Here is a 14,203-nt window from a genome sequence, read left to right as displayed (position 1 = left end):
TCTTGCCTATTGCGCGGCCAGCACCTCCATGCGCCCGGTCGCGGTGCGGGCCGAAAGCTGCGGCCGGTACATGTCCTCGACAGTTGCGGCCGGATGGTCATAGGTGCCCGGCGTTACCGCGCGCACGACATAGGCCAGCGTGACCTCGCGGCCGGCGCCGATGCTGCGGTCGAGTGCTGCGACGAAGCGGTCGTTACGGAACTCCGTATGGGTCGCGGTGATTTCGCCGAGCCACTCGAAATTGCTGAGCTGGGCACTGTCGACGAGGCTCGGATTGTCGATCTGGAAACCGGCCGGCAGCAGGTCGGTGACCAGCACGCGCGACGGCCAGTCGTTGGCCTCCGTGACTTTCAGCACGACGACGTAGCGTTCGTTCTGCCGCGCTTCCATGACGTTCGCCTCGGCTCCGTCGAGCGTGTAGTAGGTGCGCTCGATGGTGAAGCCGTCGCCGCCGGCCGAAAGCGGCTGGGCGGGGGCGGCGACCGTGGTGACCACGGCCGAAACCGGATCGGCACCCTGGTTGCGGATCACCACCGGGTGGGTGATGAGCGCGTCGCCGGTCATCTGGGCGGCATAGCTGCCGGACTTCGATGCGCCGTTGACGTCGAGCGCCATGTCCTCGTCGCCATTCTGGATGGCGCGGGCGGCAAGCAGCATCCAGGCCTGTTCCTGGGTGCTGGTATAGGTCTTCTGTTCCCATTCGCGGGCGACCATTTTCGATAGCTCTGGAACGATCGGCGGGACCGGTCGGCTTTCGGCCGCAAGCGCCAGCACCGCCGCGCCGTCACGCAGCGACGAGCCGTAGTCGGAGCGCGACAGGCTGACATTGACGAGGCCCGTCGACATGTTCGCCGCGTTGGCAAACGTGTCCTGCGCCCCTTGAGCATCGCCATACAGCGAAAGCGCTGCGGCGATATGAGCCTTGGCGAGCGGCGTCGGGAAATCGTTGATCAGCGTGTTTGCGTAATAACGCAGGTCGTTGATCGCCGCCTTGCGATTGCGGGCAAGCACGTAGAGCGCATAGGCGATCTCGTTGCCGCGATCCTTGGCGTTGGTGTCGTAGCTGACGCCGTTCTGCAGGTTTTCCAGCGCCTGAACCATTGCGGCCTCGGGCACGTCATATTTCTGCTCGCGGGCGCGGGTCAGGAAGTCGGTGACATAGGCATCGAGCCAGAGGTCGCCGTAGCCCGGGCCCCAAAGACCGAAGCTGCCCGACGAGGACTGGTTGGAGAGCACGCGGTAGATCGCCTCCTGCACCCGTTTCGTCACGCCCTCGTCATCGGCAAGGCCGGACTGCTTGGCGAGTTCGCTCAGGTAGAGCAGCGGCAGCGCGCGGCTGGTCGTTTGCTCCGTGCAGCCATAGGGATAGCGATCGAGGGTCATCAGCAGTGCCGGCATATCGAAGGCGGCAGAGCGGGTGACGCTGAGGTTGACGGAAGCGCCCTGCAGGATGCTGTCGGCGAGCAACTGCCCGTCGACCGTCAGGCTGCTTCCTGGCGCGATCGAAACCACTTGTCGCTGTGTCACCGGCAGGGTTGCCGGACGCACGAGCAAGTCGAGCGACTGCTCGAGCGAAAGGCCGTTGGCGCCGGTCAGCGCCACGGTGACGACGCCGTTGCCGGGATATTGCCCGACGACCGGCAAGGTGATGGAGGAGCGACCGCCTTGGTCCAGGGTGACCGTGCTGCCCGTCCCCGGTTGCTCGACGGTGGCCTGGCCACTGGTCGTCACATGGATCTGGTAATCGCCGGCCGGTGCGTCGGTATTGGCGATATCGAGCCTCAGGTCCGACCGGTCTCCGGGTGCCAGGAACCGCGGCAGGCTGGCGGTAACGACGACGGGGTCGCGGATCACCACGTCGCGCGTGGCGTGGCCGACACCGGATTTCGTCCAGGCAACGGCCATCAGTCGCGCCGTTCCGTTGAACTGCGGGATGTCGAAGCTGACGGTTGCCTTGCCGTCGCCGTCGAGCTGTACCGGTCCTTCGAAGAAGGCGACCAGCTTTTCCGTGGGCGGGCTGCCCTGGAGCGCGACCTGGCCGCCATCGCCGCCGGTGCGCAGTTTTCCGGTCGCGCCGAGCGAGCCGTCGATCAGGCGACCGTAAAGGTCGCGGATTTCAAGGCCGAGCTGTCTCTGGCCGAAATACCAGGCTTCCGGGTTCGGCGGCTCGTAGCGGGTGAGATTGAGAATGCCGACATCGACGGCGGCGATCGTCACATAGGCTTCCTCATTGGCACCGGCACCGGCGACCTGGAGGCTGATGTCGAGCGGCTGGCGCGGCTCCATCTTTTCGGGCGCGTTAAGCGTGACGGCGAGCTTGCGCTCGGCCGGATCGACGGTGAGCCATTTGATGCCGATGGCGCGCATCGGCATGCGGCTTTCCTGGGCATCGCCCGGCCGGTAGAGCGTGGCGGTGACATAGGCGCCGGCGCCCCAGGCGTCGGTGACCGGCAATTCGACTTCGCCGCCTTCAGCCGCAATCGATACCGTCTCGGTCGTGATCAGGTTCTCTGTGCCGACGGTGACCAGCAGTTCGCCGGCAAAACGCGGCGAGACCTTCAGCTTGGCCGTGTCGCCGACCGCATATTTTTCCTTGTCGAGCGCGATTTCCAGGCCGTCAGGCGTTTCCGTCGAGGTGGCGGCGACATACCAGCCGGCGTCGAATTCCACGCTCGAAGTCGGGCCATCGACCGCGGCCGTCTCGACTTCCAGGCGATAGCGCCCCCAGCCGACGGGCACGGAGATATCGCCGCCGTCTTCCGTCAGGTCGACGCTGCCGTTGGCCACCTGTTTGGTGGTAACGACGGGCTCGTATTTCCAGGCGCTGCCGTCGCGATACCAGTGATAGTTCCGTTCGACGCTGATCAGCTTCCAGAGGAGCCCCTGCATGGCGACCTTGCTGCCGGCCGGATCGACGGCGATGACGCGGAACTTGCCGACGGAGTTTTCGGCGAGCTCACCCTCGAATTCCGGCTTGATGCCGAGCATCGGGCCCTCGGCGCGCACCGGCAGTTTCAGCGAGCGCTCGACGGCGCGGCCGCCGGCTTCACGCATGCGAACGGTCACGGTGGCATTTAGCAGCTGCGTGGTCGAGGGCACTTCGTCGATGAGGACGTCGAAGCTGGATTTGCCTTCCTCGTCGAGCGACGAAAGCTCTTCGAGCGGCAGGCGCGTGTCTTCGCTCGCCTCTTCGTCGGCAAGACCGAAGGAATAGCCCTTGAAGGCGGCGTTTTCGCGCGTCGGCTTGATCGTCACTTCGCCTTCAAGTTCGAGGCCGGCAGCCGGTGCGCCATAGAGATAGCGCCCGTCGACTGCCACGCTTGCCGTCTCACCGACGGCGATTTCCTTGGCGTCGCTGGTGAGATCGAATTCGGTGCGATCCGGCACGAAGTCATCGATCAGGAACTGCTTCTCGCCGATCGCAGGCGACTTCGGGTCAGTGAAGATCTGCATCGTCCAGGTGCCGCGCATGGCGTTTGCCTGGGTGTCGAGGTCGAGCGTATGGCCGCCGAGCTTGCCGCCGGCACTGGTCATGCGGCGATATTCGACACCATCCGGGCGGAGGAAGACGAAGGTCAGCGGCAGGTTCTCGATCGCCATGCCGTCAACGTCACGGGCAAGCGCTGCCGCATGCACGGTTTCGCCGGCACGATAGATGCCGCGCTCGGTCCAGGCGAGAATGTCGATGGCGCCAGGAGCCGCGCGCCCGGTGACGCCACGATCCGAAAGGTCGAAGCCGGCGCGGCTCATGTCGAGGAAGACATAGTCGTCCTCGCCCTTCTTGGCGGTGATGACGGCGGGCGTGAGCCCGGCCGTGCCGCGGATCAGGCCAGCTGTGAAGGTCACGCGGCCGTCATCATCGCTCACCGCCGTGCCGAGGATCTCGTTGTTTTTGGCGACGAGCTGCAGTTCGACGCCTTCGATCGGCTCGGCAGTCGCAAGCGAGCGCACGAAGACGTTCAGCCCGTCTGTGCCGGCATAGGTGGAGATGCCGATATCGGAAACGACGAACCATTGCGTCGCGCGCGCATCCCATTCCTGGCTGATACCGGTGGTCGGTGCGGCGGTGAGGACGTAGACGCCGGGCTTGCGTTGAGGCAGTGCCTCGTCGACCGGGAAGCTTGTGACGACCTCTTTGTTGACGTCGCGCTCGATGTCGATCGAGCCCTGCCAGACGAGTTCGCCGATCTCATCCTCGATGCGCTGGGCGCTGTAGCCGTCGAGCTGGGTCAGGAACTGCGAGCTCTGCAGCACCTGGGCGATGCTGCGATCGCCGACGCGGTAGAGTTTCAGCTTGGCGCTGTCGGTGTTGACGGAAACGAGCGGGATGCCGCGGCGCGCGGTCGACGGCAGCACGAAGCTGTCGCCGGTGAAGCGCACCATTTGGGCGCGGTCCGCGACATAGATATCGAGGGTGACGGGCGCTTCGAGCATTTCGTCGACGGTGGACGGCAGGCCGGCGCGAAGGGTCAGCTTGTAGCGCTCGCCATGCGATAGGCCTTCGATGCAGATCTGGTCGCCCTTCGCCTCAAGCGCCTTTGGCGCAGCACCATTGACGGTGACGAAGGAGGCATAGTCGGCGCCGCTCTTCAAAAGCTGCTCGGAGAACTGCACGCAGGCGCGCGGCGTCGCAGCGTCGGAATCGATCGTATGTTCGACGACGCGGAACCCCTTGCGCTGCTTAAGGTCGAGATAGGCTGCCTCGACCGATTTTGCCTTCACCAGTTCCAGGCTCGCCTTGTAGGCGTTCAGTGCGGCGCGGAAATTCTCGGCGCCTTCCAGCGATTTGGCCATGACGGCAAGCGCATGCGCCCGGCTCTCGGTGGTGCGGGTCAGCTCGTAGCCGTTGATCGCGGCGATCGCCGCCTGGATCGATACGCTTGAATTGTTGGTGATGCGGTTCGCGGTTCGCGCCGCCTCCAGCCAGAGTTCGGCGTCATCAGGATTGATCGCCAACGCGCCCTGGAAGGCCTTCAGCGCATTTTCGATATTGCCCATGCCGGCCTGGCCGCGTGCCATGTCGATGAGCGTATTGACGCCCATGCCCTGCTGATCGTCGGCAAGGGTAAGATTGGCCTTGGTGTTGCGGGCGTCCTGCAGCAACTGATCCGACAGGAATTTCAGGCGCGGCGGCGCCCCGATGTCGGCTTGTGTGACCTGCGGCTGCACGACCTTGCCGGCGATGGCGCCGGGGAAGGTGTTGAGCTGGTTATAGTCGGACTTGAGGAAGCACCACTTCACCTTGGGATTGTAGGTGAAGGCGCGGCAGGCCTGGTCCGCGATGCATGTCTGCTGGCATTCGTCGAGCGAGACGTTCTGTTCGGTCCTGAGATCGAAACCGAAATAATCGCCGTCCTGAGTGATCTCGATCTGCCGTCCACTCTCCTGGGCAACGGCGGGGATGCCGGCGGTCAAAAGCGACAGGAAGAGGGTGGAAAGGCCGAAAAACGCGCGCACAGACATCAAGTCCTCCCAACGCTGCCGGTCTCGATAGAGGCTTCACTTTTCAGGCTTCCGCCCCGCTTGTCAACCGGAGAGCAGTCGACGTGCGGCGCAATTTCAGCGGGAGCACTGCTGTGAAGGATCGAACATCGATCCGGAATGAAACACGATAAAACGATATGTAAATCAAACTATTATGACGGTCGGCCAAAGCCGCGGGAGAAACCGCGCCGCTAGCCTCGTTGTTCTCTCAGGAAGACGGTCAGCGAGCGACCGGCATCGAGGATATGATCGCGCGTCAAGGCGCTGGCCCGCTCGGCGTCGCGCGCCACACAGGCATCCAGGATCGCCTTGTGTTCGCGGCGCGCGCGCGCAACGCCCGAGGTTAGCGTCAGCTGCGCCCGCAGGTAACGGTCGATGCGATCGAGAGAGGCGCGAACGATCTGTAGGTAATAGGGGCGACGTGCTGCCTCGTAGAGGCTGTAGTGGAAGTTGCGGTTGATTTCGCCCCAGCGGTCGGAATTTTCCTCCTGCTCGAATTCCTCGCAATGCTGGCGTGCAAGGTCCAGCGTACGGCGGTCGAGACTGGGTACGGCAAGCCGAATGACCTCCGCCTCGATCAGTGCGCGGAACTCGAAAATCTCCTCGATTTCCTCAATCGAGAGGCCGGCGACAACGGCGCCCTTATAGCGCTCGGTGGTAATCAGCCCATGCTGCTCCAGCCGTGAAAGCGCCTCGCGCACCGGAATGCGGCTGGTGTTGAACATCTGGGCGATGTGGTCCTGGCGCAGGTTCTCGCCTTCGGCGAGGTCGCCTTCGATGATCGCCTTGCGCAAGGCCTCATAGACGATATCGGCCGCTGAGGCGGCTTGCCTGACATCGACGGCGTCGAGTTTCATCCTGTTCAAACCCCGCTGGCCAAGCCCCTCGGCACGGCGAATTCGGAAGCGTTTTCGCGCTGTTGGTCAACGGTCATAGGTCCAATCCGGGCGCCGGGCAACAGAGCTTTGGAAAGTAGGCGCGACGATCTCGTCGCCGGAACCGGAAATCGTCTGACGGAGGAAAGGTCTCTGATGAAGCGGAGCGGCAGAGCGTGATATGGTCGAGCTGCGAAGCCAGCCTTGTCTTGGAAACCTCTCGTGGTGTTACCAATGCCGCTCGTTTACAGGCCCGCTCGAGCCGACGAATTGGCTGCGACCGATGCACTGGTCGTCTCAAGCATCAACGATCTTACCATTCGGCACGGCTTCGGCCCGATGGCGGCGACAAGCCCTCCCAATTTTCAGCTTTTTTGCCTTAGGGACGATCCGGACGGCCTCTGGGTGGCCGAAGAGGGCGGGGGCATCGTCGGATGCGCCTGGAGTTGGACTTGCGGGGATCTCTGGTTTCTCGCCCAGTTGTTCGTCGATCCCGCTCAACAGGGCCGGGGCATCGGAAATTCGCTGCTGGAACGAACTCTGGAACATTCGCGCAAGTCAGGCGCAGCCCACAAGGCGCTGATCACCTTCACCTTCAATCGGGTGTCGCAGGGGCTCTACATGCGGCACGGCTTCTTTCCGCGCACGCCGATCTATTTTTTCGATGCCAGGCGAGAGGCAATGCGGATGTTGCCGGAGACGGTCCTGCGCGCCGTGCCGATCGAACCCGATGCAGCGACCATGGAGACGCTGGCGACGGTCGATCGCTGCGCCATCGGCGTATCGCGGGACAAGCATCATCGCTACCTGCTTGGCGATCTGGCAACCCGAGGGTTTCTGTTTTACGCCGGCAGCGATCCTGCCGGATACGGCTATATCGGCGCCAACGGGCACATCGGCCCACTCGCCGTCCTGTGGCCCGACCATGTTCAAGATGCCTTCGCGGCCGCGTTGCGATTGGCCGCCGCGGGCACGTCTGAGAGGATTTGGGCCTTCTTGCCCGGGGCATGCGACGGCGCTTTGAGCCTTGCGGTCAATCAGGGGATGCGGATCACGTTTCCAATGCTGCTGATGGCGTCTCCCGGTTATGGCGACTGGACGCGCCATCTGCCCCGCAATCCGGGGTTCATGTGAGCTCTTGAGGTGTGCTCGAGGCGCTTCCATGTCGCTGATCGAACTCAAAGCGCAGCTATTTCGACGTCGCTGCCGACAAGCCGGTCGGCGGACTGTCACGGCGTACGTTTGCAGGCCTCTCTGGCCGGATTTGGATTATGAGTATTTTCAGATTGTATATTGGATCCAATTTTTCTAATAGTCGTTTCGTCGACGGGCGACGCCATCGCGTCACCCGGTGAAATGGGGGAGCGGCCGCAAGTGAAGGGCGCGCCCGGGTGGCGTCCGTCCACCGTCACGGAAGGAGAAAGCGCATGCGCAGCAACAAGGTCGTTCATATCGTTTCCTGCCACGCGGAAGGGGAAGTCGGCGACGTCATCGTCGGCGGTGTCGCGCCGCCGCCTGGAAACACGCTCTGGGAACAGCGCCGCTTCATCGCCGAAGACCAGACGCTGCGCAATTTCGTGCTCAACGAGCCGCGCGGTGGCGTCTTCCGCCACATCAATCTGCTTGTGCCGCCGAAGGACCCGCGCGCGACCATGGGCTTCATCATCATGGAGCCCGAAGATACGCCGCCGATGTCCGGTTCGAATTCGATCTGCGTCTCCACCGTTCTGCTCGACAGCGGCATCGTACCGATGCAGGAGCCGGAAACGCGCATGGTGCTGGAAGCGCCCGGTGGACTGGTCAACGTCGTTGCCGAGTGCCGCAACGGCAAGGCCGAGCGCATCACCGTCACCAACGTGCCGTCCTTTGCCGACAAGCTCGACGCCAAGCTTGAAGTCGAGGGTCTGGGCACGTTGACGGTCGATACCGCCTATGGCGGCGACAGCTTCGTCATCACCGACGCTCGCGCTCTTGGTTTCTCGGTGACGCCAGACGAGGCGCGCGAGCTTGCCGAAACCGGTATCAAGATCACCCGCGCGGCCAACGAACAGCTCGGCTTCACCCATCCGGAAAATCCGGAATGGGATCATATCTCCTTCTGCCAGCTGACGATGCCGGTCGAAGAAAAGGACGGCATTCTGCATGGCCGCAACACGGTGGTCATCCAGCCGGCCAAGCTCGACCGCTCGCCGACAGGCACCGGCTGCTCGGCGCGCATGGCGGTGCTGCACGCGCGTGGGCTGATGAAGGTCGGCCAGCGCTTCAGCGGCCACTCCATCATCGACTCGACCTTCAATTGCCGCATCGTCGGCGAAACGACGGTCGGCGGACGCCCAGCGATCGTGCCTGAGATCTCCGGACGTGCCTGGATCACCGGCACGCACCAGGTGATGCTCGACCCGGCCGATCCGTGGCCAGCCGGCTACCGCCTTGCCGACACCTGGCCGCGCAAGCAGTAAGGTCTGCCTTTGCGGGCCGCCTCGTTGCGGCCCGTACCTTTCGGCCCAGGCCTTTGGATTGTTCTGCCGGTTCAGTCTTCCTTGATGATCCGGGTGGTGCCGACCCAGAGTTCGCGGGCCGGTCCCGCGCCGACATTGCGGGCGCGGTGCGGCAGCGAGGCGGGGAAGTGCAGCGTGTCGCCGGCCTTCAGCAGATAGTCCTTGCCATCGATCTGGTAGAGCATCTCGCCCTCGATCAGGTAAAGGAAGTCCTCGCCCTCGTGGCTGGTCAGTTCCGACGCATAGCCCGGCGGCATATGGGTGATGCAGCCGTTGAGCGCCGCGCCCGGAAAGCCGCGTTCGATCAGTTCGTAGACGCGCTCCTTGGTCTCGACATTGTAGCCGGGGCGTTCCCCTGCGTGCGAGACCATCGAATGCGAATGCTGCGGCGGCTGCGACAGGAAGGTGTCGACGCTAGTGCCGAGCGCATTGGCGACGTTGTACAGCGAGATTAGCGACGGGGTGGAAATGCCGCGCTCGATCTGGCTGATGAAGCCTTCCGTCAGCCCGGCCTCGCGCGCCACGTCCTTCATGGTCTTGCCGATTTCCTTGCGGCGGGCTCTGAGCATTTGCCCGAGCGAGGCGGGTGTCGAGGCTTCGGGGAGGGAGGCGCCTTCATGGGCTCCGGGCGCCTCTTCGATCTTCAGGGGCATGACTTTCTTTCCGCTTGACTCACGTCTATCGATGTACTTTAGTCCAGCTAAAGTTGGTTCGGCAAGCCGATCACATCGTATGCCAGCCTTCTTGAAAAGGGGAACTACAAGAACGTCTTCGCGGCAATCCGTCGGCGGCAAAAAATACTAAGAAAAATTGGATCCAATATCCAATAAACGTGTTCAGCGCGCGATCGATGTCGGCTGCGGTCAAAAGGAGGAGTGAGATGAAACCTATATTGCCTATTCTGCTCGGCACGACGCTGGGTCTGCTTGCGGCCACCTCGGCGTTTGCGATCGAACGCGGTGGCGCGATGACATTCGCCCGCTACGACGACTCGACCGTCATCGATCCCGTTTACGCCGACCGCAATCCCGATCTCTGGATGGTGAACGGTCTCTACGAAACGCTGCTCCGCAACGGTCCTGATGGTTCGATCGTGCCGGGTCTCGCCGAGGCTCACGAGGTTTCGGCAGATGGCAAGACCATCACCCTGACGCTTCGAAGCGGCCTCAAGTTTTCCGACGGCTCCGACCTTACCGGCGCCGACGTCGTCTTCTCGCTGGATCGGGCACGCAATGCCGAACTCGGCCCCTGGGCGGGGCTGCTCGGCGCAGTCGACGCGGTCACGGCCGATGGCAACAAGATCACTGTGTCGCTGAAAAATCCCGACCCGACGATCATCTCGATCCTTGCAACTTTCAACACCGGCATCATGCCAAAGGCAGCCTTCGAAAAGGCGGCCGGCGCGACCGACCAGGAAAAGGCGCGCGCCTTCTTCTCGGCTGGTCCGGTGACATCGGGGCCCTTCGTCATGAAGAGCCATGTGCAGGGCTCGAGCATGAGCTTCGAACGCAACCCGAACTACTGGCGCCAGGGCGAAGACGGCAAGCCGCTGCCCTATCTCGACCGGGTGGAATTCCTCGTCATTCCAGATGACGCGACCCGCATCCTCAAGCTTCAGGCCGGCGAAGTCGACGCCGCCGAGTTCATTCCGTTTGCCCGTGTCGGCGAGCTCGGCGCCGATCCGAACCTGAAGATGGAGCTCTTCCCCTCGACCCGCATCGTCTACGCGCCGATCAATACGCGCGAGGCGAAGAAGGACGGCGCGAAGAACCCGCTTGCCGACGTCAAGGTGCGCCAGGCGCTGAACTATGCGACCGACAAGAGCGTGCTGATCAAGCTCGTGACCTTCGATACCGGCAAGCCGATGACCTCGCTGATGTCGGCTGCGACGCAGCTGCATTACGGTCCGGCGCCGCTTTACCCCTACGATCCGGAAAAGGCCAAGCAGTTGCTGTCGGAAGCCGGCCTCAGCGGCGGCTTCGAGGTTAAGCTCACCACGCTTGCCGGCAGCGCCGACGATGCAACATTGTTTACCGCACTTCAGCAGATGTGGGCGCCACTCGGCGTCAACCTCAAGGTCGAGCAGGTCGACAACCCGACCCGCGGCGAGAAGAACCGGTCCGGCGATTTCGACATCCATACGTATGGCTGGGCGAACGACGTCAACGACCCGGCGCAGGTGACCGGCTGGCTCGGCTATTACAAGCAGCGTCAGGCCGTCGGCACCGGCTGGAACAACCAGGAATTCAACACGCTGTTCGAGGCCTCCAACGTCGAGACCGATCCGGCCAAGCGCAAGGACGAATACAAGCGCATGCAGGAGATCTACGCGGCCGAGGCACCGTTGCTCTTCCTGTTCGAAACGCCGTTTGCCGTCGCCGTCTCGAAATCGATCGAAGGCTACGTCCAGACGCCGCTCGGCGCCAATGACTTCTCTGAAGCCTGGCGCGCCGACTGATAGCGGAACGATCTGCGAAAACCGGGCGGCAAGCCGCCCGGTTCTCCGTTGAAGGTTGGAACCATGCCCCCACTTTCCTATCTCGTGGCACGGCTGCTGCAGATCATCCCGACGTTCCTGTTGGTGATGATCTTCATCTTCCTGCTCGTGCGCCTTTTGCCGGGAGATCCGGCCATCGCCATGGCCGAGGCCAAGGCGACCGATGCGCAGCTTGAACAGATCCGGCACAATCTCGGTCTCGATGAGCCGTTGCCGGTGCAGTTCCTCGTCTTCGTCAAGAACACGCTGACCGGCGATCTCGGCCGCTCGATCATGTTGAAGGCCCCGGTGACCGAGGTCATTCTCAGCCGGTTGCCGACGACGATCTTCCTGGCGCTCTATGCGGTCGTGCTCGCTGTGTTCCTCGCCGGGCCGCTCGCCTTCCTTGCGGCAGCGCGCGTCAACAGCCCTGTCGATGTCGCCATCCGCAGCGTCTTTCAGGTCGGTCTTTCCATGCCCGTCTTTTACATCGGGCTCCTGCTGCTCACCGTGCTTGCGGCGCAGTTGCGCTGGTTTCCGGTCGGCGGCTACGGCAAGACCTTTTTCGCCAATCTCTATCACCTGATCCTGCCCGCACTCAGCGTCGCGCTCTATACGTCGGCGATCATCCTGCGCAATCTACGCGCCTCGCTGATCGAGGTGCTCGACGCCGACTATGTGCAGTTCGCGCGGGCCAAGGGCCTGTCGCCGCGTATCATCATGACCCGGCACGTGTTGCGCAATGCGCTCGTTTCGACGGTCACTCTGCTGGGTTTGTCGATCGGCAACCTGATGAGCGGCACGCTGGTGACCGAGACGGTTTTTGCCATTCCTGGTGTCGGCCGGCTGATGCTGGAGGCGATCTTTGCCCGCGACTATCCGCTGATCCAGGGCCTGACGCTCACCTTCGCCGTGCTCGTCTCCGTCGTCTTCCTCTTGACGGATGTCGTGCAATCCTGGCTCGACCCGAGGCTTCGCCAATCATGACGGTCCTCACTCAAACCCATTCGCGGACGCGGGGACGGCTGGCCGCCTTTCTGGCACGCGCCTTCGTCCGTCCTTCTTTCGTGATCGGCATTGCCATTCTCGGCCTGTCGCTGGCGCTTGCGGTGTTCCCCGAGCTCTTTGCTCCTTACGACCCGCTTGCCTTCGACCTCCAGGCGATCCAGCAGGGGCCGAGCCTTGCGCATCCCTTCGGCACCGACAATTTCGGCCGCGATGTGCTCTCGCGCGTCATCTGGGCCTATCGCGTCGACATGCAGATGGCCTTCTTCGCGACGATCTTCGCGCTTTTGATCGGCCTCACCGTTGGCGCCTTCGTCGGTTACTACGGCGGCATTGCCGACGTGATCTTCGGCCGTTGCGTCGACGCGATCATCACCTTTCCCTTCCTGGTGCTGGTGATCGCGATCGTCGCGGTGCTGGGGCCTGGCCTCGTCAACATGTACGTGGCGATCACCGCGGTGAACTGGGTCTATTACGCCCGGCTGACGCGCGCCGAAATCATGGCGCAGAAGGCCAACGACTATGCCGCGGCCGGCCGGGTTCTCGGCTACTCCGATCGCCGCATCATCTTCCGCCATCTGCTGCCGAACGCGATCTCGCCAATCCTCGTCTATTGGATGACCGATATGGCGCTCGCGATCCTGCTCGGCTCGTCGCTCGGCTATCTCGGCGTCGGCGCACAGCCGCCGGCTGCCGAATGGGGCGTCTTGATCGCCGAGGGCCGCAACTTCCTGATGACGGCCTGGTGGATGAGCCTGATGCCCGGCATCGCCATCGTTCTGACCGGGCTCGGCTTCAGCCTCGTCGGCGACGCGCTGGCCGATCTGCTTCGGCCGAAGGGGCGCTGAGATGAAAAGCACAGAAAAACCGGTCGTGCTCGACGTCAGGCACCTTCGAACCGAGTTCGGCCCGCAAGATCGCCCACTGGTCGCGGTGGACGACGTCTCGTTCCAGGTGGGGCAGGGCGAGATCCTCGGGCTGGTCGGCGAATCCGGCTCGGGCAAGAGCATCACGCTGCGCTCGATCCTCGGCATCATCCGGCCGCGCGGCCGGGTCGCCGGCGAAATCCTCTGGAACGGCCGCGACCTCGTTCCGCTCGACGAGGCGCGTCTCCGGCGCATCCGCGGCCGCGAGATCGCGATGATCTTCCAGGAGCCGATGTCGTCGCTCAATCCACTGCTGACGGTCGGCCTGCAGATCCAGGAAAACCTCGTGGCGCATACGAACCTCGACGCAAAAGCGCGGAAGGCACGCGCGATCGAACTGCTCGATCTCGTCGGCATCCCCGGCGCCCGCAATCGTCTCGACGATTTCCCGCACGAGTTCTCCGGCGGCATGCGCCAGCGGGTGATGATCGCCATTGCGCTTGCCTCCAATCCGAAGCTGCTGTTGGCCGACGAGCCGACGACGGCGCTCGATGTCACCATCCAGGACCAGATCCTCAGGCTCATCCAGTCGCTGAGCCGCGATCTCGGCATGGCGGTGATCCTCGTCACCCATGACATGGGTGTCGTCGCCGAGACCTGCGATCGCGTGGCCGTCATGTATGGCGGCAGGCTTTGCGAAGTCGGTACGACGACGGATGTGATCGCCGACGCGCGCCATCCCTATTCCCTGGGGTTGTTGCGCTCGATCCCGCGCGACGTTGCGCCGCGAACGCCGCTCTATTCGATCCCCGGCGCGCCGCCGGCGTTGAACGCGCTTCCAGGCGGCTGCGCCTTCAGCGCCCGCTGTCCGGTCGCAGGACGCGAATGTCCTGACATTCGGCCAGCGCTCGAAGAGATCGGTTCGTCGCGGCTCGTTGCCTGCCATCATCTTGAAGATGCCCAAGCGCATTTCGGACCGCGGGAGGCGGCGCAATGATT

At 63.4% G+C, this 14,203-nt stretch carries 9 protein-coding genes; 6 read left to right on the top strand and 3 right to left on the bottom strand.

What is annotated here, in order from left to right:
* Positions 1-6: 6 nt before the first annotated feature.
* Positions 7-5,457 (bottom strand): alpha-2-macroglobulin family protein, encoded by a 5,451-nt coding sequence (locus IB279_RS23450; RefSeq protein WP_060521826.1) that lies wholly within the window; start codon positions 5,455-5,457, stop codon positions 7-9.
* Between the two features lie 218 nt (positions 5,458-5,675).
* Positions 5,676-6,341: a GntR family transcriptional regulator gene (locus tag IB279_RS23445; protein WP_051659493.1), complete on the bottom strand. Its 666-nt coding sequence runs from the start codon at positions 6,339-6,341 to the stop codon at positions 5,676-5,678.
* A 252-nt stretch (positions 6,342-6,593) separates the two neighbouring features.
* Here IB279_RS23445 and IB279_RS23440 point away from each other — a divergent pair, with 252 nt between their 5' ends.
* Both IB279_RS23440 and IB279_RS23435 read left to right on the top strand, forming a co-directional pair.
* Positions 6,594-7,493, top strand: a complete 900-nt coding sequence (locus tag IB279_RS23440) for a GNAT family N-acetyltransferase (protein ID WP_113188049.1) — start codon at positions 6,594-6,596, stop codon at positions 7,491-7,493.
* Positions 7,494-7,786: 293 nt separating this feature from the next.
* Positions 7,787-8,818, top strand: a complete 1,032-nt coding sequence (locus IB279_RS23435) for a proline racemase family protein (RefSeq protein ID WP_060586175.1) — start codon at positions 7,787-7,789, stop codon at positions 8,816-8,818.
* Positions 8,819-8,889: 71 nt separating this feature from the next.
* Here the strand turns inward: IB279_RS23435 and IB279_RS23430 are convergent, their stop codons facing one another.
* A complete protein-coding gene (locus IB279_RS23430) occupies positions 8,890-9,510 on the bottom strand; it encodes a helix-turn-helix domain-containing protein (RefSeq protein WP_082566307.1) in 621 nt (206 codons plus the stop codon).
* A 227-nt stretch (positions 9,511-9,737) separates the two neighbouring features.
* On the opposite strand from IB279_RS23430, the gene IB279_RS23425 reads away from it, so the two are divergent.
* The 4 genes from IB279_RS23425 to IB279_RS23410 all read left to right on the top strand — a co-directional run bounded on the left by IB279_RS23425 (position 9,738) and on the right by IB279_RS23410 (position 14,201).
* A complete protein-coding gene (locus tag IB279_RS23425; RefSeq protein WP_060586177.1) occupies positions 9,738-11,315 on the top strand; it encodes an ABC transporter substrate-binding protein in 1,578 nt (525 codons plus the stop codon).
* A gap of 63 nt (positions 11,316-11,378) precedes the next feature.
* On the top strand, positions 11,379-12,320 hold the full coding sequence (locus tag IB279_RS23420; RefSeq protein WP_060601471.1) for an ABC transporter permease: 942 nt from the start codon (positions 11,379-11,381) through the stop codon (positions 12,318-12,320).
* Positions 12,317-13,186 carry an ABC transporter permease gene (locus tag IB279_RS23415; protein WP_113188857.1) on the top strand — a complete coding sequence of 290 codons (870 nt, stop codon included), beginning with the start codon at positions 12,317-12,319 and terminating at the stop codon, positions 13,184-13,186. Before IB279_RS23420 ends, IB279_RS23415 begins: the two co-directional genes overlap by 4 nt.
* A gap of 1 nt (position 13,187) precedes the next feature.
* Positions 13,188-14,201 carry an ABC transporter ATP-binding protein gene (locus IB279_RS23410; protein ID WP_060530290.1) on the top strand — a complete coding sequence of 338 codons (1,014 nt, stop codon included), beginning with the start codon at positions 13,188-13,190 and terminating at the stop codon, positions 14,199-14,201.
* Positions 14,202-14,203 lie beyond the last annotated feature (2 nt).

The sequence above is a fragment of the Ensifer sp. ENS06 genome, from assembly GCF_014852205.1.
GTDB classification, from domain to species: Bacteria; Pseudomonadota; Alphaproteobacteria; order Rhizobiales; family Rhizobiaceae; genus Ensifer; species Ensifer adhaerens.
Note: the sequence above shows the minus strand (reverse complement) of the source record. Positions and strands in the feature narration are given on the sequence as shown.

Excerpts from the sequence above, each read along its gene's own strand:
- IB279_RS23445 (WP_051659493.1), bottom strand. The coding sequence starts at position 6,341 with ATGAAACTCGACGCCGTCGATGTCAGGCAAGCCGCCTCAGCGGCCGAT.
- IB279_RS23440 (WP_113188049.1), top strand. The coding sequence starts at position 6,594 with ATGCCGCTCGTTTACAGGCCCGCTCGAGCCGACGAATTGGCTGCGACC.
- IB279_RS23435 (WP_060586175.1), top strand. The coding sequence starts at position 7,787 with ATGCGCAGCAACAAGGTCGTTCATATCGTTTCCTGCCACGCGGAAGGG.
- IB279_RS23430 (WP_082566307.1), bottom strand. The coding sequence starts at position 9,510 with ATGCCCCTGAAGATCGAAGAGGCGCCCGGAGCCCATGAAGGCGCCTCC.
- IB279_RS23425 (WP_060586177.1), top strand. The coding sequence starts at position 9,738 with ATGAAACCTATATTGCCTATTCTGCTCGGCACGACGCTGGGTCTGCTT.
- IB279_RS23420 (WP_060601471.1), top strand. The coding sequence starts at position 11,379 with ATGCCCCCACTTTCCTATCTCGTGGCACGGCTGCTGCAGATCATCCCG.
- IB279_RS23415 (WP_113188857.1), top strand. The coding sequence starts at position 12,317 with ATGACGGTCCTCACTCAAACCCATTCGCGGACGCGGGGACGGCTGGCC.
- IB279_RS23410 (WP_060530290.1), top strand. The coding sequence starts at position 13,188 with ATGAAAAGCACAGAAAAACCGGTCGTGCTCGACGTCAGGCACCTTCGA.